Origin of the sequence: Rahnella sp. CFA14(1/10) (genome assembly GCF_004195095.1) — a bacterium.
Classification (GTDB): domain Bacteria; phylum Pseudomonadota; class Gammaproteobacteria; order Enterobacterales; family Enterobacteriaceae; genus Rahnella; species Rahnella perminowiae.
This window is the reverse complement of record NZ_SEWS01000001.1, coordinates 310,734-333,377: the sequence shown is the minus strand read 5'-3', so window position 1 is coordinate 333,377 and position 22,644 is coordinate 310,734. Positions and strand designations below refer to the sequence as shown.

18 protein-coding genes are annotated in these 22,644 nt (G+C 50.2%); 7 read left to right on the top strand and 11 right to left on the bottom strand.

The window, feature by feature from the left end:
- Nucleotides 1–120: 120 nt before the first annotated feature.
- From EVX52_RS01595 to yebS, 4 genes are all read right to left on the bottom strand, one after another.
- Nucleotides 121–1,842, bottom strand: a complete 1,722-nt coding sequence (locus EVX52_RS01595) for a diguanylate cyclase (RefSeq protein WP_129951750.1) — start codon at nt 1,840–1,842, stop codon at nt 121–123.
- 368 nt (nt 1,843–2,210) lie between these two features.
- Entirely contained in the window at nt 2,211–3,728 is a 1,518-nt protein-coding gene (gene rsmF / locus EVX52_RS01590) for a 16S rRNA (cytosine(1407)-C(5))-methyltransferase RsmF (RefSeq protein ID WP_129990454.1), read from the bottom strand.
- 84 nt (nt 3,729–3,812) lie between these two features.
- Entirely contained in the window at nt 3,813–6,443 is a 2,631-nt protein-coding gene (locus EVX52_RS01585) for a PqiB family protein (protein WP_129990453.1), read from the bottom strand.
- Nucleotides 6,412–7,659, bottom strand: coding sequence for a membrane integrity lipid transport subunit YebS (gene yebS / locus EVX52_RS01580; protein ID WP_129951747.1), 1,248 nt, complete (start codon nt 7,657–7,659; stop codon nt 6,412–6,414). The genes EVX52_RS01585 and yebS overlap by 32 nt, the downstream gene beginning before the upstream one ends.
- Before the next feature lie 257 nt (nt 7,660–7,916).
- Between yebS and EVX52_RS01575 the strand changes: the two genes are divergently transcribed.
- From EVX52_RS01575 to htpX, 4 genes are all read left to right on the top strand, one after another.
- On the top strand, nt 7,917–8,414 hold the full coding sequence (locus tag EVX52_RS01575) for a GAF domain-containing protein (protein ID WP_129951746.1): 498 nt from the start codon (nt 7,917–7,919) through the stop codon (nt 8,412–8,414).
- 95 nt (nt 8,415–8,509) lie between these two features.
- Entirely contained in the window at nt 8,510–9,199 is a 690-nt protein-coding gene (gene proQ, locus EVX52_RS01570; protein ID WP_015697850.1) for an RNA chaperone ProQ, read from the top strand.
- Nucleotides 9,200–9,218: 19 nt separating this feature from the next.
- On the top strand, nt 9,219–11,291 hold the full coding sequence (gene prc, locus EVX52_RS01565) for a carboxy terminal-processing peptidase (RefSeq protein ID WP_129951745.1): 2,073 nt from the start codon (nt 9,219–9,221) through the stop codon (nt 11,289–11,291).
- Nucleotides 11,292–11,580: 289 nt separating this feature from the next.
- Nucleotides 11,581–12,462, top strand: coding sequence for a protease HtpX (htpX, locus tag EVX52_RS01560; protein ID WP_129951744.1), 882 nt, complete (start codon nt 11,581–11,583; stop codon nt 12,460–12,462).
- Between the two features lie 55 nt (nt 12,463–12,517).
- Here the strand turns inward: htpX and EVX52_RS01555 are convergent, their stop codons facing one another.
- Nucleotides 12,518–13,915, bottom strand: coding sequence for an MFS transporter (locus EVX52_RS01555; protein WP_129990452.1), 1,398 nt, complete (start codon nt 13,913–13,915; stop codon nt 12,518–12,520).
- 239 nt (nt 13,916–14,154) lie between these two features.
- Between EVX52_RS01555 and kdgR the strand changes: the two genes are divergently transcribed.
- Nucleotides 14,155–14,946 carry a DNA-binding transcriptional regulator KdgR gene (kdgR, locus tag EVX52_RS01550; RefSeq protein WP_129951742.1) on the top strand — a complete coding sequence of 264 codons (792 nt, stop codon included), beginning with the start codon at nt 14,155–14,157 and terminating at the stop codon, nt 14,944–14,946.
- Between the two features lie 87 nt (nt 14,947–15,033).
- Here the strand turns inward: kdgR and EVX52_RS01545 are convergent, their stop codons facing one another.
- The 5 genes from EVX52_RS01545 to hxpB form a co-directional block, all read right to left on the bottom strand.
- Nucleotides 15,034–16,425 carry an L-cystine transporter gene (locus tag EVX52_RS01545; RefSeq protein ID WP_129990451.1) on the bottom strand — a complete coding sequence of 464 codons (1,392 nt, stop codon included), beginning with the start codon at nt 16,423–16,425 and terminating at the stop codon, nt 15,034–15,036.
- Nucleotides 16,426–16,613: 188 nt separating this feature from the next.
- The gene (locus EVX52_RS01540) at nt 16,614–17,171 is read right to left on the bottom strand and encodes a metal-dependent hydrolase (RefSeq protein WP_129951740.1); all 558 of its coding nucleotides are present in this window, start codon (nt 17,169–17,171) and stop codon (nt 16,614–16,616) included.
- 152 nt (nt 17,172–17,323) lie between these two features.
- Nucleotides 17,324–18,085 carry a 2-dehydro-3-deoxy-D-gluconate 5-dehydrogenase KduD gene (gene kduD / locus EVX52_RS01535; RefSeq protein WP_129952134.1) on the bottom strand — a complete coding sequence of 254 codons (762 nt, stop codon included), beginning with the start codon at nt 18,083–18,085 and terminating at the stop codon, nt 17,324–17,326.
- Nucleotides 18,086–18,163: 78 nt separating this feature from the next.
- Nucleotides 18,164–19,000: a 5-dehydro-4-deoxy-D-glucuronate isomerase gene (gene kduI / locus EVX52_RS01530; RefSeq protein ID WP_129951739.1), complete on the bottom strand. Its 837-nt coding sequence runs from the start codon at nt 18,998–19,000 to the stop codon at nt 18,164–18,166.
- Nucleotides 19,001–19,305: 305 nt separating this feature from the next.
- Nucleotides 19,306–19,971 carry a hexitol phosphatase HxpB gene (gene hxpB / locus EVX52_RS01525; RefSeq protein WP_129990450.1) on the bottom strand — a complete coding sequence of 222 codons (666 nt, stop codon included), beginning with the start codon at nt 19,969–19,971 and terminating at the stop codon, nt 19,306–19,308.
- 182 nt (nt 19,972–20,153) lie between these two features.
- On the opposite strand from hxpB, the gene EVX52_RS01520 reads away from it, so the two are divergent.
- The gene (locus EVX52_RS01520) at nt 20,154–20,702 is read left to right on the top strand and encodes a YniB family protein (RefSeq protein ID WP_129951737.1); all 549 of its coding nucleotides are present in this window, start codon (nt 20,154–20,156) and stop codon (nt 20,700–20,702) included.
- A gap of 105 nt (nt 20,703–20,807) precedes the next feature.
- On the opposite strand, the gene EVX52_RS01515 is transcribed toward EVX52_RS01520, so the two are convergent.
- Nucleotides 20,808–21,677 (bottom strand): fructosamine kinase family protein, encoded by an 870-nt coding sequence (locus EVX52_RS01515; protein ID WP_129951736.1) that lies wholly within the window; start codon nt 21,675–21,677, stop codon nt 20,808–20,810.
- A gap of 322 nt (nt 21,678–21,999) precedes the next feature.
- On the opposite strand from EVX52_RS01515, the gene EVX52_RS01510 reads away from it, so the two are divergent.
- Nucleotides 22,000–22,635, top strand: coding sequence for a transglycosylase SLT domain-containing protein (locus EVX52_RS01510; protein ID WP_013576139.1), 636 nt, complete (start codon nt 22,000–22,002; stop codon nt 22,633–22,635).
- Nucleotides 22,636–22,644: the final 9 nt, after the last annotated feature.

The following is a 22,644-nucleotide window of genomic DNA, read 5'->3' as shown; positions in this document are numbered from 1 at the left end:
GGATAGCTGACAGCACAAAAAGTGCCAGCCGAATTTTTAACGAAGCAGAAAACAGCCAAAAGAAAGAGGAGGGGAAGATAAAACAGCCGCACGGCAAATAGCGCACGGCTGCACAAAAGATTAAAGTTGATTAAACCTGACGGAGACGGGCATGGCGTTAATCTGGTTGCGACCATTGTTCTTTGACAGATACAAAGCTTCATCAGCGGCGCTCACAATATCCGACTGATCCTCAATGTCCGGATCCTGATCTGGCATATAAGTCGCAATTCCCTGGCTAATGGTCACGCGGTTAAATTCGCTGAAGCTGTGCTTGATACCCAGTGCTTCAATTGATTCCATAATGTGCTGTGCCACAATCCACGCACCTTTCAAATCAGTATCCGGCAAGATCGCGGCAAATTCTTCGCCGCCAAAACGTGTCACGACATCGGTACTGCGTTTGAGTGATTTTCGCAAGGTACGGGCTACCAGGCGCAGGCAGGCATCACCGGAAAGATGTCCGTAGTGGTCGTTAAAATGTTTAAAGTAATCGATATCTATCATCACCACGGTCAGCGGCGTGCGGTTACGCTTGGCACGCATATATTCGTGGCTGAGCACTTTTTTAAACTCACGCCGGTTCGGTAATTTGGTCAGTGAGTCTGTGCGCGCCTGAATTTCCAGACGGCGGTTAGCTTTGACCAGTTTCAGTTCAAGCAATTTACGTTCATGAACGTCTTCAGCGGTACCGTACCAGCGCTGAATAGATCCGTCGGAGGCATAACTCGCTGCCGCACGAATACGCATCCAGTTCCAGCCGCGGTCAACGTGGCAGAAGCGAACTTCAATATCCAGTGGTGCGCCTGTTTTCAGGCAATGTTCCCAGGTTTGTACAGCAGCACGGCGGTCTTCTATATGCATACTCTGGATCCACTTATCTGCCAGAATATCCTGGCGCGTCATGCCGGTGATCCGCTGGAAGCGCGAGCTGACGTCGTTAAGCAGACCGCGCGGATCTGCGGTCCACGGGATTTGCGGGTTCAGCTCAACCATATTGCGGTAATGCTCCTGGCTTTCGCGCAGTGCCCGTTCCATCCGTTTAAGGCTGGTAATGTCCGTCATCGCGACGGAAAGGCCATTAAGCTGATTTTGTGTATCACAGGCCGCTTTGATACGGACAAAGAAAACTTGATTCTTACCGGGGATGGAGAATTCGCGGTCCGGCGTGGTTTCATTGCGCTGCGCAAGTTCCAGTGCGTTATTGAGCAACGGAGAAAGGCCGGGCAGGAACACGCCAACTTTACGGCCAATCGCTTCGTATGGTTGCAAACCGATAATATTCGCCATGGCATCGTTTACGGTGACATAGCGCATTTGCAGGTCAATAAAACACAAACCGACCGGTGCATTGGAATAAATGGTTTCAAGCTGGAAGAGGCGCTGACCAGGAGCCTGATCAAGGCTGGTGAGATTGCGGTCGATCCCCCGATAACCCCGGAAATTACCTTCATTGTCAAACAGCGGAACACCGCTGGTTTCAAGAATGACTTCCGTACCGTCAGGGCGGATGTTGCGGTTTAGCAGACCACCGAAAGGTGCGCGCCGTTCGACGATAGCGGCAAACTGCTCGCCGACCCGTTTGGCTTCATCGGGTGGCATGAAGTCAAACGGCGTTTTTCCTAATACCTTTTCAGGCGGAACTCCCAGAAACTCGATGCATTTATTCGAAGAAAAAACATAACGCCCCTGCGTATCGACTTCCCAGATCCAGTCAGAATTGTTATCGATGATATCCCGCAGGCTGGCCATTTGCTGTAATAGCAGTCCATCTGCTGATTCGAGTTTCATTTCATCCGACATGACACTTCTCCGACTGGCAGGTCTTTACTCAACATCAGGCATTAAGGTTTATATCTGAAAATGATATATCACTAGCAATGTTATCTTGATGGCAATAATACATGTCACGGTAGGATTATTCCTACTTATAATTCAATAAACCTTTCTGGATAATATAAATAATTATCGACTATATACAGCATAAAATTTTGACTAAGTAAGGGTTCTATACACTTTGTCATCCGGATTTCATCTAAAGACTACGATGAACAGAATTCACCAAAACTTACCGGGATGAATTTTTATCGCTACGAATAGTGATCAGATAGAGTATTCTGCGCCATCAGGATGATTTGATGGCACAGAAGTTTGCAAAAGTGTCGGATTAATTAATCATCCGATAAAATCTGTGGTCGGATCGCGCCATCCCTGACCAGTTCACGCGGCAAACTATTTTTAATCCTGCTGCCGATCCGCTTTGCTAATCCCAACGGCTGACCGAGCCATGTCACCAGACATTCATCAGCCGGAGGGGAAGTTTCCGGATAAATATCGACGCCGCGGAACCAGCTTTGCGCCAGTTCATCGTCAATGTCAAAACGGTTTTTAGCATCAGTATAGCTGAATGCCACCACGGCTTCGTGCTGCCAGCGGAAGCCTTTTGGAAAGCGTTCTGCCAGCCGGATACCAATACGCGAGAAGCGCACCTTGCCAAACAGGGGTTCCAATACCGCCGGGAACATCCAGATCTCTTTGTCACGCTGCCACAACGTGTATTGTTTTTCCGGCCATGAAAGCCCGGACTGAGCGGCGGCTTTGATAATTTCCGCGCTGTCCAGACGGGAAAGCGGAGAGAAAGGGAAACGGCCTACTTTATACCCCGGAACAGGCAAGCGCGGTACAGAGTCCGTTTTACGAAAACGCGCGACGAAGAAACCTTCACTGTCATAAACCTGAGGGAATACGTGCAAATAACCTTCCGGCGTTACCGCTTTCTGCGCACCCGCGAATAAATCAGCCAGCGACTCACTTTCCACCGCATGAGCGTACGTATCGAGCAGCCACTGGCAGACCTGTTGATTTTCCTGTGCGTTGAGGGTGCAGGTTGAATAAACCAGTACACCACCTGGTTTCAGCGCATGAAAGGCACTGTCGATCAGTTCACGCTGCGTGGCGGCAATTTCTGAAACGCTGTTTTCAGACCAGTTGCTCATGGCATCAGGATCTTTACGGATAACCCCTTCGCCGGAGCAGGGGGCATCCAGCAGAATCGCATCGAAAGTTTCCGGCAATGCGGCACCAAATACACGCCCGTCAAAGTGTGTCAGTGCCGTGTTGCTGACACCACAGCGGCTGATATTGGCATGTAAAACTTTTACCCGACTTGCGGAATATTCATTGGCAACGATGCCCCCCTGATTTTCCATCAGCGCCGCTATCTGGGTCGTTTTTGAACCCGGTGCGGCGGCGATATCCATCACCAAAGCTGGCTGAGTATCATGCGAAAACAACGCGGTGACCGGCAGCATAGAGCTGGCTTCCTGAATGTAGAACAATCCTGCAAGATGCGATAAGGCATTGCCTAAGCGCGATTCATCGAGCGCATGGCGGTTGATCCAAAAACCTTCGGCGCACCAGGGCACAGGCTCTAAATCCCACTGATAACTGCCGGCGAGTGTAAGAAAGTCTTCCACGCTGATTTTGAGGGTGTTGACCCGCACACTGGGGCGAAGAGGGCGCTGGCATGCGGCGATGAAATCCTCCATGCTCAGGCTGGCAGGCATGATGGCACGGGTAGCTTCCAAAAAAGCGGCGGGTAATTTATCAGCAAAAGTGCTGGCAGTGGTGAGCTTTGACAAGAATGCGGTTCCAGAGCTGAATAAGTTTTCAGCCGCGGAGTTTAGCATATTTCGCTTTGGGGGGAGGGCCTGAGTCATAGTCCGGAAAGGAAAAGGCCACCCTGAGGTGGCCTCCGGTGAAAATCATATTGGTTAGTTTTTAGGAATGGCGGTACCCCATTTCTGCCAGTCTTTCGGCGCTTCCGGATTGAGCAGGAAATGGTTGCCATTGGCGGCTTTCGGCGCCAGCGGCGTTGTCGGCGGGGTCGCAAAAGCGATGCCGCCGCGGATAAACTGCTGGAATGTGCCGCTTTTAAAGACGCCGCCAGTCAGACCGAACTGCAAGTCATAACCCGATGCCAGCCAGAAAACGGAGTTTTCACGCACCAGATACTGGTATTTTTTGCTGATTCTCAGCGTCACGTTGACCCGGTCAGCCATCGCGCCAAGGTAGAAGCCTGAGACAGTTCCCACTTCGATACCCCGGAACAACACCGGCGTACCGATTTGTAATGAGCCGACTTCAGCAGCGTCAACAACAATGCCGAGACCGTCGGTGTAACGGGAGTCTGTGATGGTGGATTCCTGCAGGTCAAAATTGCGCGCCGGAACCCCTTTGCCTGCTTCAACGTTGATGTAAGGCTGGAGCAGGGTTTCCAGATTGCTGACACCGCCAGCCGAGATCTCCGGCGAAACAATCGAGAAGCGTGAACCGCGACGGGCAAAATCATTCACATATTCCGGATACAGCACAGCTTTGGCCGAAACCTGATTAAGCTGCGGATCGAGTTTCAGTGATTCGACCTGACCAATCGTAATGCCCAGATAGCGGATTGGCATGCCAGCGGAAAGCTTACTGGCATCATAAGTGTTCAGCGTTATCTGACTGCCAACGGCGCGGGCAGAAGTTTCGGAATCATACAGAACCCGTTTCACCCCTTTGCTGGTGGAGACACCTTCAAGATTATCAAAGCTGATGGCGCCTTTTAGCGCACGATCTAATGGCGAGGCCTGAACGGTCAGACCGCTGCCATTGAGTTGTACTTTCGCACCGCCTTCAGCCCAGAAAATACTTTTTTCTGACAGAAGGTTCCGGTATTGCGGCTGAATATACACATCGACTTCAAATTCGTTCGCTTTCGGGCGTACATTTACAATTTGCCCGACCTGAAACTTACGGTAAAGCACCACCGATCCTGCCTGGATATCTGGCAGGTTTTTTGCCGTCAATGTCAGCGTGGCGCCAGGCTGATCGCCCTGAATGCCTTCCGCGGCCTTTTCTGCGTTGCTGTAAAGCGGGTATTTGGGCGCGGGCTCCCCTTTGCTTCCAGGAATAAGGCGGATACCCCCGTCGACCCATTCCTGCGCGCTGGCGCCCAGCACTTCCATGCCATCAATACCCAGCTTCATATCCAGGCGGCTGTTGACCACAAATTTGCTGTCTTTATGCAGGAGGTTTTTATATTCCGGCTTGATCGCGGCATTGAACAGAATACCTTCGTCAGTCAGCGTGCGGTCGATGACGGAACCGACGTTGATACCATAAAGTTTGATCGGCTGCCCCGCATCAATCCCATAGCTTTGCGGCGCAATCAGCTGAATCTTGACAGTGCCGGGGTTCTGGAGCAGACGCTGGTTACTGTCAAGCACCACGAAATGCTTTTGCGGTTCGCCATCGCCTGGGATCAATTCCAGGGTATTCCCCGTCAGCAGCTGGCTGAGATTAGCGTTGTTCAAACTAATTTTCGGGCTGTTCATTTCGATACGCGTACCCGTGCGCATCAGATCGACCACCGAAGGGTCGACAGTCAGTTTACCGACCACCTTATTGTCTGGCTGCAACGTCACATTGGTCAGCGTACCGACCTGCAACCCCTGATACATCAGCGGTGTCTGTCCCTCTGACAAGCCGTTACCGTTTGGTAAATCGAGATTAATCTCAACCCCGCGCTGGCTCTGCGCCAGATCCGGATATAACACGTAAGACTGATCTGCTTTGGCCGGATTACCTTCATTTGGCGAATCCATTGCAATGGCACCGTTAACCAGTGCGGCCAGGCTTTCCATTTGCACTTTCGCGCCGCTCAGGCTGAAGTCGCCTTTAAAGCCGGATACGTTCCAAAAGCGCGTGTTGTCTTTCACCAGACCGGCAAAACGCTTGTCGATCAGCAAATCAATGGTGACGCCGTCATTACCACTTTCAATGTCGTAATCGTAAACTTTCCCGATAGGAATTTTGCGGTAATACACCAGCGAACCGGTGCTGAGTGAGCCCAGATCTTTCGAATGCAAATGAATCATCAGTTCACCGGTATTCAGGCGGAATTTAGGCTGAGTATCGAGGGCAACGAAATGATCTTTTTCTTTACCTGGTCCCGGCATCATGCCGATATAATTACCGCCCACCAGCGCATCAAGCCCGGAAACCCCGGCCAGTGATGCTTTCGGAGTAACCAGCCAGAACTGTGTGCCTTCACGCAGGGCGTCAGATAAATCGCTTTTGATACTGACTTTTACCTGAATGGTACGCAGATCTTTAGTCAGGCTGATGGATTCTACTGTCCCAACCTCAACCCCCTGATAACGCACAGGAGTACGGCCCGCAACGATACCCGCTGCCGACTGGAAATCGATCGTAACAGTATTCCCACTCTCCTGATAGTTGCTGTAAATCAGCCATCCGGCGATCAGTAAAGCAATAAACGGCAGAAGCCAGAAAGGCGAAATCCGGCGCCTGTGTTTTATCCGTGCTTCAGTCGGAGTATTCGGCGTTTCCTGTTGCATGTGCATCCCAAATCAAGCGGCTATCAAGCCATTCAACGGCAAGAATGGTCAGTATTACGGCAGAGCCAAAGTAGAAGGCAGCCGGTCCCATTGTAAAAGACAAAAGCTGGTCACGGTTTACCAGCGACATCATTAAGGCAATAACAAACAAATCCAGCATCGACCAGCGTCCTATCCAGGTGACCAGTCGCAGTAAGCGGATACGCGTTTTCAATCCCTGAATCGCTTTAAAATGGATACTGAGTAACAGCGTCAGCATCACAATCACTTTGGTAAAAGGCACCAGTACGCTGGCGATAAACACAATCGCGGCAATCGGTATGTTCCCTGAGGTGGCCAGCGAAACGACACCGGAGAAAATAGTGTCCTTCAGTTGCTGCCCGTTGGCATAAATGATGGAAATGGGTAACAAATTGGCCGGGATTAAAAATATCATTGCCGCCATCAGCGCCGCCCAGGTTTTTTGCAAACTGTGTTTGTAGCGTAGACGCATGGGCACGTGACAGCGAGGACAGCGCCCGCGTTCGTCCGGTAATCCCGTGAATTTGCAGGCAAGGCACAAGCGCAGTGAAGACGGCACGCCTTTCGGCCTGCGCTGCGGATAAAACTCCTCCCACAACTGCTCAATATTCAGATTAATCATTGTCAGCGTGACCATCACGGTCATCATCAGATACGCAGTAAGCGCAATGCCGGCGTTGATATCCGCATATTCCTTGACCTTGATACTGGCGACGGCCATCCCAATCAGATAAATATCGAGCATGACCCAGTCTTTCAGGCGATCCAGCATCAGCAATACGGGCTTGAGATTCATTCCCAGCTTACGGCCAAAATGCAGATAAAGTATAGAAATCGCCAGGGTAAGCGGCGCTCCGATGGTGCAAAACGCCACCATGCTTGCCGTAACCGGATCGCCCTGGCGCGACATTTGCCAGATGCCTTCGAGCAGGCTGGCATCAATGCGCGTGCCGAGCAGGCGAATGCTGATCAGCGGTTCGGTGTAGGCGAAAGGCATCAGCAACAAAATGCTGATGGCCATAGTGATCAGCCTGGGGAGGGAACAGACTTTGCCTTTCTCTACCTTGGCATTACAACGCGGACAATGTGCCGTTTGCGTCCGCTTCAACGCCGGGAGCGAGAAAAGGTAATCACATTCATGGCAACGCTGGTAGCGAACATGCGGTAACTGGGCTGATATTGTGTGTATTTTCATAGTACCTGGAATAGTAAAGAATACCTGTTGTTACAATTACGCATCCCCAAAGGGGGGCAGGCGAGGCCATCACGCCAAGATCAGCCAGGTTTTTTTGACAAAATAACGTATTATGCGGTCGGCAAACAGTTATTGTAGGTGAGTCTTTTTGATGTCACACAGGATTAACCTTGTTCATATGGGCATTTAATGCTTATTTTATAGAGGTTAAGCACAACAGAACGGCTCAGTGCCCTTAGGTTATTATTGGTTACTACATGAATAAAGAAGCATTCTACACGGAATTAAAACGTGATTTGAACGCCTTGATCGCCGGAGAAAACAATTTTATTGCGACTCTGTCGAACGCAAGCGCCTTACTTTTTGAGCGTCTTGATGGCGTCAACTGGGTAGGTTTTTATCTGCTGGACGGTACAACACTGGTGCTCGGGCCATTCCAGGGTAAAATTGCCTGTGTGCGTATTCCGGTAGGAAAAGGTGTCTGCGGTACCGCAGTCGCGGAAAATGCCGTACAGCGTGTGGGGGATGTTCATGCCTTCCCCGGCCATATCGCCTGTGACGCAGCAAGTAATGCCGAAATTGTTCTGCCAGTGACCGTTAATGGCACAGTGATCGGCGTATTAGACATTGATAGCACCGTTTATCAGCGCTTCGATGAAGCGGATGAACAGGGGCTGACAGAGTTAGTCAGCGGGCTTTGCCAGCATCTCGAAAACTGCGATGCTGAAAAATATGTCAATCTGATTGTAAGTTGATCGTCGGATAACGTGGCATTTAATAATGGCGTCATTATAATGTCGCCTGTTCATGCCTGCGCCGGTTGGCAAACCCGTTGTAATCAGGAAATTTCATGGAAAATCAACCTAAGTTGAACAGTAGTAAAGAAGTCATCGCCTTTTTGGCTGAGCGGTTCCCGCTTTGTTTTACCGCCGAAGGCGAAGCACGCCCGTTAAAGATTGGTATTTTTGCGGATTTGGTCGAACGCGTGCAAGGTGAAGAGAATCTGAGCAAAACTCAGTTGCGCTCTGCTCTGCGTCTGTATACCTCAAGTTGGCGTTATCTGTACGGCGTTAAAGTTGGTGCGGAACGTGTTGACCTTGATGGTAACTCATGTGGCGTTCTTGAAGAGCAGCACGTAGAACATGCCCGTAAACAGTTGGAAGAAGCGAAAGCCCGTGTTCAGGCACAACGTGCAGAACAACAGGCTAAACGTCGTGAAGCCGGTGAAACCACTGAGCCACGTCGTCCACGTCCGGCCGCTAAAAAACCTGCGCCGCGTCGTGAAAATGCGCCCGCAGCTGTGGCTGGTCAGGAAAATCGCAAACCACGTACACCTCGCCCACCGCGTGAGGAAAAACGTGAACCGCGTCAGGTGCCAGTAACAGACATTTCAAAACTGCAAATTGGCCAGGAAATCAAAGTCAGAGCAGGTAAGAGTGCTATGGATGCCACCGTATTGGAAATTGCCAAAGACGGTGTCCGCGTTCAACTCTCTTCGGGTCTGGCGATGATTGTACGCGCAGAACATTTGCAGTTCTGATACGGAGGCCAACTCAGGCATGAACAAATTTGTCAGATTAAGCGTTATCGCGGGTCTGTTAATGGCAAGTGCAGGGCTGGTGAATACCAGCTTTGCAGCGAACGAGAGTACACCGGTAACTCTCGCTCAACTTCCTAATTTAACGCAGGATCCGCAGGATGCAACGGTGAGCGAGCGTGTGACTGCTCGTTTTACCCGTTCACATTATCGTCAGTTCGACCTTAATGCAGATTTCTCAGCGAAAATCTTCGACCGCTACCTCAACATGCTCGATTATGGCCATAACGTATTAATGGCTTCCGATGTCGCACAATTTACTGATAAACGTGCCACCTTGGGTGAGGAACTGAAATCCGGTCAGTTAACCACGCCATATGCTTTATTCAATCTGGCTCAAAAACGCCGCTTCGAACGCTATGACTACGCATTAAAAGTGCTTGAGCGTCCGATGGATTTCACCGGCAATGACACGATTGAACTTGATCGCAGTAAATCACCGTGGCCGAAAGATCGTGCTGAGCTGGACAAATTGTGGGATGCAAAAGTCAAATATGACGAGCTGAACCTCAAACTGACCGGCAAGAACGATCAGGAAATTCGTGATGTGTTGTCCAAGCGTTATCATTTTGCGATGAAACGCCTGACGCAAAGTAACAGCGAAGATGTTTTCCAGTTGATTATGAATGCCTTTGCGCATGAAATTGACCCGCACACTAACTATCTGTCTCCGCGCAGCACCGAGCAGTTTAATACCGAAATGAGTTTGTCTCTGGAAGGTATTGGTGCCGTCTTGCAAGGTGACGACGATTATACCGTCATCAATTCTATGGTTGCTGGTGGCCCGGCGGCCAAAAGTAAAGCCATTGCGGTTGGTGATCGTATCGTGGGTGTCGGGCAGGTTCAGGCAGGCAAACAGACTCCAATCGTGGATGTCATCGGATGGCGTCTTGATGATGTGGTCGCGTTGATCAAAGGCCCCAAAGGCAGCAAAGTCCGTCTGCAAATCTTGCCTGCGGGTAAAAATGCCAAGAACCATGTGATTACGCTGACCCGCGAGAAAATTCGTCTCGAAGATCGCGCCGTCAAAATGACCATCAAGAATGTTGGCGCCCAAAAAGTCGCTGTGATGGACATTCCTGGCTTCTATGTGGGCCTGACGGATGATGTCAAAGTTCAGTTGCAAAAAATGGCTAAGCAGAACGTTAACAGCTTAGTTATCGATCTGCGTACCAACGGTGGTGGCGCCCTGACGGAAGCAGTTTCGCTGTCGGGTCTGTTTATTCCAAGTGGGCCGGTCGTTCAGGTGCGTGACAATAATGGCCGCATCCGGCAGGACAGCGATACCGATGGCGTCGTTTACTACAAAGGTCCGCTGGTGGTTCTGGTTGATCGCTTCAGTGCTTCGGCATCAGAGATCTTCGCGGCCGCTATGCAGGATTATGGCCGTGCGCTGATTGTCGGTGAACCGACCTTTGGTAAAGGTACGGTTCAGCAGTACCGTTCGCTGAACCGTATTTACGATCAGATGCTGCGACCTGAATGGCCTGCGCTCGGTTCTGTGCAATATACTATCCAGAAGTTCTATCGCATCAATGGCGGCAGTACTCAGCGTAAAGGGGTTACCCCGGATATCCTGATGCCAACCGGTATTGAATCGATTGAAACCGGCGAGAAGTTCGAAGATAACGCACTTCCGTGGGATAGCATTAATGCGGCGACTTACACCAAATTAGGCGACATGAAGCCGTTCCTGCCTGAATTGTTGAAAGATCATGAAGCCCGTATTGCGCAAAATCCTGAGTTCCAGTACATCCAGCAAGACATTGCCCATTACAAGGCGCTGAAAGACAAACGTAACATTGCCTCTCTGAATTACGCACAGCGTGATAAAGAAGATAAAGAGGATGATGCACTGCGTCTGAGTCGTCTGAATGAACGCTTCAAGCGTGAAGGGAAGAAACCGCTGAAATCTCTCGACGATTTGCCGAAAGATTATGTTGCTCCGGATCCTTACCTCGATGAAGCTGACCATATTGCTGTTGATCTCGGTAATCTGGAAAAGTCTCAGGCTGATCAGGCACCGGCGAAATAACGGTTGTGAAAGCCATACTGAAAGCGCACTCCGGTGCGCTTTTTTTATGCGTGTGTTTTGTATGAAGCTTCGAAAGTATCCCGCAGAGTGATACGGAAAAATGTTGATATTTCAGGTCACTCTGTGAATAAAACGCTTCAAAATGTAAAGTATTGTGAATTCAGGTCTTCAGAACGCGCGGGCTCTTGAATCCTGATAAGAAGCCCATAGGATCAGTACAGCCGGGTGCTATGTGCCGGCGGTATGACTCGCTAATAACAATGAAGTAACAATGAGGAAGTGAAATTTTATGATGCGTATAGCGTTGTTCCTGCTGACTAACCTGGCCGTTATGCTGGTATTCGGGCTGGTGCTCAGCCTGACTGGCATTCAGCACAGCAGCGTGCCGGGGTTGATGATCATGGCCGGGCTGTTTGGCTTCGGGGGTGCAATTGTCTCATTGCTGATGTCGAAATGGATGGCGTTACGCTCTGTGGGCGGGGAAGTTATTGAACAGCCTCGTAATGAAACTGAGCGCTGGCTGATGGAAACAGTACGCCGTCAGTCTCATCAGGCGGGCATTGCGATGCCACAGGTGGCGATTTATCACGCGCCCGATATTAATGCGTTCGCAACTGGGGCGCGCCGTGATGCCTCTCTGGTGGCCGTGAGTACCGGACTGCTGCAAAGCATGAGTCAGGACGAAGCCGAGGCGGTTATTGCCCATGAAATCAGCCACATTGCTAACGGCGATATGGTGACCATGACCTTGATTCAGGGGATCGTGAATACCTTTGTGATCTTTATTTCACGTATTATCGCACAGGTGGCTTCCGGATTCCTTTCCGGCAACCGGGATGGCGAAGAGAGCAGCAACGGCAACCCGTTAATTTATTTTGCCGTGGCGACCGTGCTGGAGCTGGTCTTTGGTATTTTGGCCAGCATGATTACGATGTGGTTCTCGCGTCACCGTGAATTCCATGCGGATGCGGGTTCTGCAAAACTGGTAGGCCGTGAGAAAATGATTGCTGCGTTGCAGCGTCTGAAAACCAGTCACGAACCACAGGAAGCGGGCAGCATGATGGCATTTTGTATCAACGGTAAATCCAAATCATTCAGTGAGCTGTTTATGTCTCACCCACCGCTGGATAAACGTATCGAAGCGCTGCGCAGCGGTGCATATATCAAGTAACCAGCCTTTGGTCATTACTGATAAAAAACCCGGCAAGTTGCCGGGTTTTTTTATGTCAGGATTTCAGGTTATCCGCCTCTTTCTGGCTGCTGGTTTTCTGCGTCATCCTTAGCAAGCTGACCAGCGCGCCGGTTCCGGCCAGCGTCCCCGCAAGTATCAGCGATGCGTGGGTGCCATGTTGCGGGAACAGGTTAAACATGAGGGCAACCATCGCCGCGCCAGTTGTCTGACCCAAAAGACGCGCGGTTCCCAACAGTCCGCTTGCTCCGCCACTGCGATTTCGCGGTGCAGCCGTGATGATCGTATGGTTGTTGGGGGACTGGAATAAACCAAAACCGGCCCCACAGAGCAACATGCGCCAGATGATGTTCAGATGAGAAGGCTCTGGTGGCAGCAATGACAGCGAAAAGAGCCCGAATGAGAACACGACCAACCCGATTCCCCCCAGCATTCCCGGATGAAAACGTTCAACCAGACGCCCGGCAATCGGTGCCATCACCATCGTCGCCAGCGGCCAAGGGGTGAGCAGAAGACCCGTTTCCACGGAATTCAAGCCGAGTGTATTTTGCAGGAAGAAGGGCAAAGAAACGAAAGCCAGCATCTGGGCACTGAAAGAACACAGCGAAGTACCCAGTGACATGCTGAAAATAGGAATACGCAATAAATCGATCGGCAACAGCGGGAACGGCTGCGAAAGCTGTCTGCGTACAAAGAACCAGCCGATGATCAGGAGGGCTATGACTTCCCCCAGGATCAGCGTGTGGTTCTGGCCTTGTGCAAAACCACTGATGGCACTGATGAGCAGCCCGAAGGTCAGGGCATTCATCACGCTGCTGATGATATCAAAACGCTGCCCCTGACTTCGTGTCGCATTGGCCGGTAAAAACTTCAACCCGAGGAGCAGCGCAACGATACCAATCGGAACGTTGATAGCGAACAGCCATTGCCAGGAGGCCACCGACAGAATACCGGCGGCAATCGTTGGCCCCGCCGCCGCTGAGACGGCGACGATAAGCGCATTAATCCCGACGCCACGCCCTAAGAAGCGCTGCGGATAAATAATTCGTATCAGCGCGGTATTCACACTCATGATTGCTGCCGCCCCGAAACCTTGTAACACGCGGGCGACAGTCAGTGTCATCAATGAATCCGATAAGGCGCAAAAGAGCGAGGTGATGCTAAATACCAGCAATCCCGTCTGGTAGATACGGCGGTAGCCGAAGATATCACCGAGCGAAGCCAGCGAAAGCAGGGAAATCGTGATCGCCAGCTGATAGGCGTTAACCACCCAGATAGAGGTTGCCGGGCTGGCATGGAAATCATTAGCGATAGTGGGCAGCGCAACGTTAGCGATAGCACCATCGAGTACAGAAACGGTAATACCGAGCGCAATGGTCAGAATAGCACCATATCGTTGTGGGACGGGTAATCCGTCAGCAGGTGAAGGAGTCATGAGGCCTGTCAGTGCGTAGTCATCATAGAGGGGAATATTACTACGCTAATTAACGTAAAGTGACAATTGTCACATGAGGTAATGAATTTTTTATCTGTCTGTCGGGAATGAAACTGGCTTAACAGTTCTTACATTCTTGATCAATGGGTTGATTGCTTCTCAGCGAGGCTTGCCATTATAATAAAAACCACGTTCTATTTTTTTTGAAACAATCTCAACGCGAGCAGGTAATATATCCTATGGCTATCGCAGATCTTGATAAGCAACCCGATTCCGTCTCCTCAGTCCTGAAAGTTTTTGGCATTTTACAAGCGCTCGGGGAAGAGCGTGAGATCGGTATCACTGAACTTTCTCAGCGTGTGATGATGTCCAAAAGCACCGTTTACCGTTTTCTTCAGACGATGAAATCTCTGGGGTATGTTGCACAGGAGGGGGAGTCCGAGAAATACTCCCTCACGCTCAAGTTATTTGAACTGGGTGCCAGGGCGTTGCAAAACGTCGATCTGATCCGCAGCGCTGATATTCAGATGCGCGAATTATCCCGTCTGACCCGCGAAACCATCCACCTGGGCGCACTGGATGAAGACGGGATTGTCTACATCCATAAAATTGACTCAATGTACAACCTGCGTATGCATTCACGCATTGGTCGGCGCAATCCGCTGCACACCACGGCAATCGGTAAGGTGCTGCTGGCGTGGGGCGATAAAACCGAAGTTAATGCGCTGTTGCAGGTGATTGAATTTACCCGCAGCACTGAAAATACCATCATGAATGCTGCCGATTTGCAGACTGCGTTGGATCAGGTTCGCGCGCAGGGGTTCGGTGAAGATAATGAAGAACAGGAACAAGGGCTTCGTTGTATTGCAGTGCCTGTATTCGATCGCTTTGGTGTGGTCATTGCGGGTCTGAGTATTTCTTTCCCGACGATACGGTTCTCAGAAGAAAGCAAAAGTCATTATGTGGAAATGTTGCATACTGCCGCGCGTAATATTTCAGAGCAAATCGGTTTTCACGATTATCCGTTCTGAATTACCGTGTTCTCAGATACTGCGTTATTTCAGGCATAAAAAAACCGAAGCCACTGGCTTCGGTTTTTTGTTGGTAGCAATCTGAAATTAACGGTGTGCCAGCTCCGCTGTTTCTTCAGAGTCCATTACCGATTTATCTGTCTGTTTCAGCAACTGGCTGGTGATGGTACCGGCAGTCATTGAACCGCTGACATTCAGCGCGGTACGCCCCATATCAATCAGGGGTTCGACAGAAATCAACAGGGCAACCAGTGTAACCGGCAGCCCCATGGCCGGCAATACGATCAGGGCGGCAAACGTTGCACCGCCACCCACACCGGCAACACCGGCCGAGCTCAGGGTAACGATACCCACTAAGGTTGCAATCCATACGGGATCAAACGGGTTGATGCCAACCGTGGGGGCAACCATCACAGCCAGCATGGTCGGATACAGACCAGCACAACCGTTCTGACCAATCGTTGCCCCGAAAGATGCCGCAAAGCTGGCGATAGATTCAGGGATACCCAGACGGCGTGTCTGCGCTTCAACGCTCAGCGGGATGGTCGCGGCACTTGAACGACTGGTGAAAGCAAAAGTCAGCACCGGCCAGACTTTACGGAAGAATTTCGCCGGATTAACACCGGTGAATGACAGCAGCACCGCGTGAATAACAAACATGATGCCCAGCCCCAGATAAGACGCCACAACGAAGCTGCCCAGCTTAATGATATCCTGAACATTCGAACCTGCGACGACTTTTGTCATCAGAGCCAGTACGCCATACGGGGTCAGTTTCATAACCAGACGCACCAGCTTCATCACCCATGCCTGCAGGGTATCGATGAAGGCCAGAACACGCGGGCCTTTTTCTGCATCATCTTTCACCAGTTGCAGGGCCGCGACACCCACGAAGGCAGCGAAGATCACGACGCTGATAATGGATGTCGGGCTAGCGCCTGTCAGGTCAGCAAACGGGTTCTTCGGTATAAAGGAAAGAATCAGCTGAGGCACGCTCAGGTCAGCCACTTTGCCGACATAATTAGTCTGAATTGCCGTCAGCCGCGCCGTTTCCTGCGTGCCTTGTACCAGGCCGTCAGCGGTGAGACCGAACAGGCCGGTCACGAAGATACCCACCAGAGAAGCGATAAGCGTGGTGAACAGCAGGGTGCCGATGGTCAGTAAACTGATTTTACCCAACGATGACGCGTTATGCAGTTTCGCCACTGCGCTCAGAATAGAGACAAACACCAGCGGCATGACGATCATTTGCAGCAACTGGACGTAGCCGTTACCAACAACATTGAACCAGGTAATTGAGGATTTCAGTACCGGATCATCGGAACCGTAGATCAGCTGTAAAGCCAGGCCAAATACCACACCCATAGCCAGACCCAGCAAAACTTTTTTTGCCAGACTCCATTGCTTGTGGCGGGTTTGCGCCAGCAGCAAAAGTAGGGCAACGAAAACCACTACGTTAAGAACGAGCGGAAGATTCATACCAGACTCCAAACTTATAATTTTGATAAATGAAACGGGTGTTTCCGGAAAGGACTGCACCATCCCAAAGCATTGGGGTGCAGAATAACAGTTTGAAGGCCTGACTATTTATATCCAAAAGTAATTCGTTATAACTTTTTGGTGATATTTGTATTGATTTTAGACAATCTGGCAGTGTTTCATTCTGTTCAGATGAATAATTTCAGCAGGTGATTAAAAAAATCCGGATTTATTGCACCAATGATGGGCGTCCAGTCTGGCCAGAAAAGGGTCAGACCGACCAGAATAAGGCAGAGTGTCCGTTCGAGCTGATTCCCTTGCTGACTGTTAATTAAAGGTAACCGGAAACGCCACCGACAAGGCCAGAGCAGCGGCACACCTGCGGGTGTCAGCATATCAGCCAGAATATGGCTCAGATAACCAATAATCATGGCGTGGAAAGCGTCAGCTGGGATCACCCAGTCGTGAGGGAAATGAGTACGTAAAAGAAAAATCCCACCGGCCACAGCCAGCAAACTGTGAGTGAACCCGCGGTGACCGAAAGCCCGCGCGATGGGGGCTGACAGCCATTTGAGACGCTGTCCCAGCACCGATTTGGGGTGATCAATATCAGGCAGCAGACAAGTAAGCAAAGAGCCGGGAATGATATGCCACCAGTCACCATGCGCCAGCTCGGGAGAAAGCTGTGCCTTCTTGGCAAATACTGCACAGGCTATTGAGAAAATGAGATGGCCTTCCGCCGTCATGACGCGTCCGAACTGGATAACTGTTATTTTATCCAGTATAAGTGAAACTGTCACAATCTTGGAAGAGATGCCCTGTAACTAATTGTCAACGAGCTGATAAAAAACAAGAAAGGCGTATAAACAGACGCCTTTCGGTGTCACTTATGGTGCCATTAACGCGCAAGCCAACCGCCATCGACGGCAATCGTGTAGCCATTAACGTAATCAGATGCTTTTGACGCCAGAAAGACGACCGGCCCCATCACATCTTCTGGCAGACCCCAGCGTCCGGCGGGGATCCTGTCGAGGATTTCTTTGCTGCGTTCTTCATCTGCACGCAACTGTTCCGTGTTGTTGGTCGCCATATATCCTGGGGCGATCGCATTCACATTGACGTTGTGCTTCGCCCATTCATTGGCCATCAGTCGGGTCAGACCCATTACGGCGCTTTTTGACGCCGTATAGGAAGGCACCCTTATTCCACCCTGATAGGAGAGCATAGAGGCAATATTTATAATCTTGCCGCCGTTGCCTTGCTTGATGAACTGTTTCGCGGCTGCCTGAGACATAAAGAACAGCGTTTTACTGTTCACATTCATCACATCATCCCAGTTTTTCTCGCTGAATTCGATGGCATCTTCGCGACGGATAATCCCGGCGTTATTGATCAGAATATCGATATGACCAAATTCTCCGACAGCCTTCTCAATCAGCTCCGGAATACCCTGAATGCTGCTCAGGTCTGCTCTCAGATCGAGAAATCGGCGACCTGCCGCGGTGACCTTTTTTTCTGTTTCTGCAGGTGCTGACAGGTTAATACCCACGATATCGCATCCCGCCTGCGCAAGGCCTAGCGCCATGCCCTGGCCCAGCCCGGTATTGCAACCGGTGACGATGGCGACTTTGCCGCTTAATTCAAATGAACTGAGGATCATATTCAGAGTCTCTTTTGCCACGGCGCGTTCGCCATAAAAGATGAGTCGCTCTGCCGGTTAAAGCAGAGCGGGGAGGAGTTAACGCAGTTCGCTGACTTTGACGTGATCCATGTCGTCGAATACCTGGTTTTCACCGACCATGCCCCAGATAAAGGTATAGTTTTTGGTGCCCACACCGGCGTGGATTGACCAGCTTGGAGAGATAACGGCCTGTTCATTGTGCACTAATAAATGACGGGTTTCCTGTGGTTGCCCCATCATATGGAACACGGCCGTCTCTTCTTCCATATTGAAGTAGAAATACACTTCCATACGGCGTTCATGGGTATGGCAAGGCATGGTATTCCACAGGCTGCCTTCTTCCAGTTTGGTCAGCCCCATGGTCAGCTGGCAGGTTTCCAGAACGTCAGGCACGATGAATTTATTAATGGTGCGGCGGTTACTGGTGGCTGCATCACCGATGGTCTGCGGAGAGGCTTCCGCCAGCGTGATTTTTTTGTTCGGGAAAGTGGTATGAGCCGGTGCGCTGTTGTAGTAAAACTTAGCCGGTTTTAACGGATCAACACTGCTGAACTCAACCCGTTGTGCCCCTTTGCCGACATACAACGCTTCTTCATGACCGATTTCATACGTCGTGCCATCAACCACGATCAGGCCCGGACCACCAATGTTGATCACGCCGAGTTCGCGACGCTCAAGAAAATAGCTTACGCCAAGCTGTTTACCAACTTCATCACCCACGGATACCGTTTTTTCAGCGGGCATGACACCGCCGACAATGATGCGGTCAATATGGCTGTAGGTCATGGTGTAGGCATTTTTCTCGAAAATTTTCTCAATGAGAAATTCACGGCGTAATTCAGCGGTATCAAGTGTTTTAGCGTGGTCGCTGTGGATACTTTGACGAACTTGCATGTGGGTGCCTCTCATAGATGACGAGATTAAGGAGGACTTACCGGGCGAGTCTGACCGTTGCGTGGCAGTGACAGGGTACAGAAGCAGGAGAGCTCCCGGCTCGTCCTTGTTGCAGAAATCATAGGTTGATTGACATGTTAATTCAATAAAAATGAAATGATGTTTTATTTATTTTATGAGTCAGTTCAAGATTTACGAAATTAAACGAAGCTTAAAAAATTTCGCAGTGGAAATGTGGGATGAGGACATTCAGGCAGGAGGGAAATCCTGAAATTACGCAGCCGCATGTGCGGCTGCGTATAAAGTTAACTGATATGCGCTACACGCAGTTGTTCGAGGGAAGAAAGTTTGACATCTGCGAGCGTCCAGCGCGGATCCATACTGTATTCCTGGTCCGGCACTACCACCGAGCGCATACGCGCGGCTTTGGTGGCGATCATGCCATTAAAAGAGTCTTCGAGCGTCACACAGTGCAGGGGATCAACCTGTAATTCTCCCGCAGCCAGCAGATAGACCTCAGGATGGGGTTTGCTGTAAGGCAGCTTTTCCGCAGAAACACGAACCTCAAAGAAAGATTGTAAATTAAACATTTCCAGCACGGTATCGAGCATAAACAGCGGTGATGCAGAGGCAAGACCAATTTTAAGCCCCTGATCACGGCAAAGTTCAAGGGCATGATTTACGCCAGGCAGCAGTGGCCGGGTTTGCTCCACCAGTTCAATCGTGCGGGCGATGATCATCGAGCACACTTCTTCCTGATCCGGACCCCGCCATGGAAGCGCCTGATACCACATTCTGACCACCTGATCGATACGCAAACCTAGCGTATCCGGCAATAAATGGCGCTGGGAAATATCAACCCCCAGGCGACTGAAAACGTCCAGCTCAGCCTGAGTCCATAAACGTTCAGAATCAATTAACAGACCATCCATATCGAAAATTGCTGCATTAACAGGGCGGATATAAGCCATGAAAGCGGACTCCCTTACAATAAATAGAAACCCACTCTAACATTGGCGGGAATGTAGGTGAAATCAGAGACGGAGGGCTGTTGTTCCGGCACTGCCATGCTAACTGATTAAAACATTGGGCGGAGCAGCCTTTCTATGGGTAAACTTAGCCGTTGCTTTAGGTATCCTAACAAGGGGAATTCATGACGTACCAACAAGCCGGACGTGTGGCAGTCATTAAACGAATAGCGGGATGGATCATCTTTATTCCTGCTCTGCTTTCAACGCTGATTTCTTTGCTGACTTTTATCAATGAGCACACTAAAACGGAGCAGGGCATCAACGCGGTCATGCTGGATTTCGTCCATGTGATGGTGGATATGGTGAAGTTCAATACGGCGTTTCTCAATGTCTTTTGGTACAACTCACCGGTGCCTGCTTTAGGACAGGGTGTTACCAGCGCGAACGTCATGTTCTTTGTCATCTACTGGCTGATTTTTGTGGGTCTGGCACTTCAGGCTTCCGGCGCGAGAATGTCCCGTCAGGTGAAACACATTCGCGAAGGGATTCAGGATCAGCTTATTCTGGAACAGGCGAAAGGGGTTGAAGGACGTACGCGTCCGCAAATCGAAGAGCGTATCGTGATACCGCGACACACTATTTTGGTGCAGTATTTCCCATTGTATATTTTGCCAATTATCATCGCTGTCATCGGCTATTTCATTTTGAAATTATTAGGATTAATTGCCTGACATACTGACGACATATTTATAACGCTTTTCGGTAAGCATGATAAATAAGGCCTGAATACTGACGAGTTCAGGCCTTATTTTCTCAGGGCTAAAAGATTAATTTTGCTAACTGATATCTTCATGTAGCAGTCTTTCTATGGCGCGTTGTGCAACCACAAGATGCTGACCACCGAATAAATTGCTGCGGTTAAGCAGGTAATATAACTGGTAGACGGGTTGCCTGGAAATGAAGTCATCAGGGAGCGGAGTTTCACTTTGATAACCGTCATATAATTGCGGCGGGATATTAGGATACAACGGCAGCATAGCCAGATCGCATTCCCGGTCTCCCCAGTAGCAGGCAGGGTCAAAAATCACCGGACCATCATCCGATAAACCACAGTTATGCGGCCATAAATCGCCGTGTAAAAGTGAAGGTTGCGGCTGATGATTCTGCAAGCGTGCATAAACCATGGCCGTGATATCTTCGATATTGCCAAACATCATCCCTTTTTCTGCAGCCAGTTGTAGCTGCCAGCCAATACGCTGCTCAGCAAAGAAGGTGGCCCAGCGTCGTTGCCAGCTGTTGGGCTGCGGAAGCGTCGCCAGTTCATTATCGAAATCCAGACCGAATTGCAGTTGCTCACTCCACTGGTGCAACGTGGCAAGTTGCTGACCTAAAACATAGGCATTATGTGCATCCAGCGGTTTTTGCGGGATATATTCGAGTAAGAGGAAACTGTAATCACGATCACTGCCTACGCCATAAACTTCCGGTACCCGGACGGTCTGGCTGCGCGCAAGCAGGGCAAGCTGATCGGCTTCAGCGGCAAAGATAGGCAACATTTCGCGTGTATTACATTTTACGAACACATCCCTGTCACCGTAACTCAGCCGCCAGGTAGGGTGGATTTCGCCCCCTGGGAGCTCAACACGTTCGCGGATTTCAGCATTACCTAAGTGTTCACTCAACAAACGATTGATGGCTTGCCACATGGTATTACCCCTTCTGACTGGCCCGATAATTCATTAAGTTAGCGTTTTTCTCGCTTCGAAAACCCGATCCGGCGCACGGCTGAATCAGATGATGATGTCAATTTATGCCATTTCTGAGATGGCTAAATAGGAAATGCCATCAGCGAACCGATTAATTTAGGAATAAGTAACCTGAAACAGGTTTTATAAGCGGAATTGTCTTATCGACATCATCTCAACCCCCTTGTTTAACAAAGCAATAATAATAATAGACGAAAAATATATTCAGGTGTGGGAAGAAGATGTATATGCTACATCTCGTCCCAGTCGCGAGAGAGATAACGTGAAACCAAACATTCTTTATTTGATGGCCGCGCTATTGCTGGCGGGTTGCGCTAAAGAAACACCGGTTCAGACCACGCGTTTTTTGAATCCATCGCCGCCACCTCAGCGCGATACTTCATTAATGCATCCGGGGCCTTATGGTGATGTTATTCACCAGGCGGCAAATACTTACGGCGTCGACGAAACACTCGTTAAAGCGATCATTCAGGTCGAATCTGGATATAACCCAACCGTTGTCAGCAAATCGAATGCGATTGGGTTAATGCAGCTAAAGGCCTCAACGGCAGGACGCGATGCCTACCGGATGAAAGGACGTTACGGTCAGCCCACGCCGCGTGATTTAAAAGATCCGGCGGTTAACATTGACCTTGGAACGGCTTATTTAAGCATTTTACAACAGCAGCTTGCCGGCATTAATAACCCTGAAACCCGCCGTTACGCCACTACGCTGGCCTATGTGAACGGAGCAGGGGCATTGCTGAGAACGTTCGATAAAGATAAAACGTATGCGATTGCGAAAATCAATCTGATGACGCCCGCAGAGTTTTCTGCCCATGTGCAGAAAAAACATCCGGCACCACAAGCCCCACGCTATCTGTGGAAAGTGAACAATGCCTATCTGGCGATGCGATAAGCATGGTTT

Bases quoted from the DNA above. Each gene is read 5' to 3' on its own strand.
- prc (WP_129951745.1), top strand. From the start codon at position 9,219: ATGAACAAATTTGTCAGATTAAGCGTTATCGCGGGTCTGTTAATGGCA.
- rsmF (WP_129990454.1), bottom strand. From the start codon at position 3,728: ATGCTAAACTCCGCGGCTGAAAACTTATTCAGCTCTGGAACCGCATTC.
- EVX52_RS01595 (WP_129951750.1), bottom strand. From the start codon at position 1,842: ATGTCGGATGAAATGAAACTCGAATCAGCAGATGGACTGCTATTACAG.
- kduI (WP_129951739.1), bottom strand. From the start codon at position 19,000: ATGCAAGTTCGTCAAAGTATCCACAGCGACCACGCTAAAACACTTGAT.
- EVX52_RS01585 (WP_129990453.1), bottom strand. From the start codon at position 6,443: ATGCAACAGGAAACGCCGAATACTCCGACTGAAGCACGGATAAAACAC.
- EVX52_RS01555 (WP_129990452.1), bottom strand. From the start codon at position 13,915: ATGACTCCTTCACCTGCTGACGGATTACCCGTCCCACAACGATATGGT.
- proQ (WP_015697850.1), top strand. From the start codon at position 8,510: ATGGAAAATCAACCTAAGTTGAACAGTAGTAAAGAAGTCATCGCCTTT.
- EVX52_RS01540 (WP_129951740.1), bottom strand. From the start codon at position 17,171: ATGACGGCGGAAGGCCATCTCATTTTCTCAATAGCCTGTGCAGTATTT.
- EVX52_RS01515 (WP_129951736.1), bottom strand. From the start codon at position 21,677: ATGTGGCAAGCCATCAATCGTTTGTTGAGTGAACACTTAGGTAATGCT.
- EVX52_RS01520 (WP_129951737.1), top strand. From the start codon at position 20,154: ATGACGTACCAACAAGCCGGACGTGTGGCAGTCATTAAACGAATAGCG.
- yebS (WP_129951747.1), bottom strand. From the start codon at position 7,659: ATGAAAATACACACAATATCAGCCCAGTTACCGCATGTTCGCTACCAG.
- htpX (WP_129951744.1), top strand. From the start codon at position 11,581: ATGATGCGTATAGCGTTGTTCCTGCTGACTAACCTGGCCGTTATGCTG.
- kdgR (WP_129951742.1), top strand. From the start codon at position 14,155: ATGGCTATCGCAGATCTTGATAAGCAACCCGATTCCGTCTCCTCAGTC.
- hxpB (WP_129990450.1), bottom strand. From the start codon at position 19,971: ATGGCTTATATCCGCCCTGTTAATGCAGCAATTTTCGATATGGATGGT.
- kduD (WP_129952134.1), bottom strand. From the start codon at position 18,085: ATGATCCTCAGTTCATTTGAATTAAGCGGCAAAGTCGCCATCGTCACC.
- EVX52_RS01545 (WP_129990451.1), bottom strand. From the start codon at position 16,425: ATGAATCTTCCGCTCGTTCTTAACGTAGTGGTTTTCGTTGCCCTACTT.
- EVX52_RS01575 (WP_129951746.1), top strand. From the start codon at position 7,917: ATGAATAAAGAAGCATTCTACACGGAATTAAAACGTGATTTGAACGCC.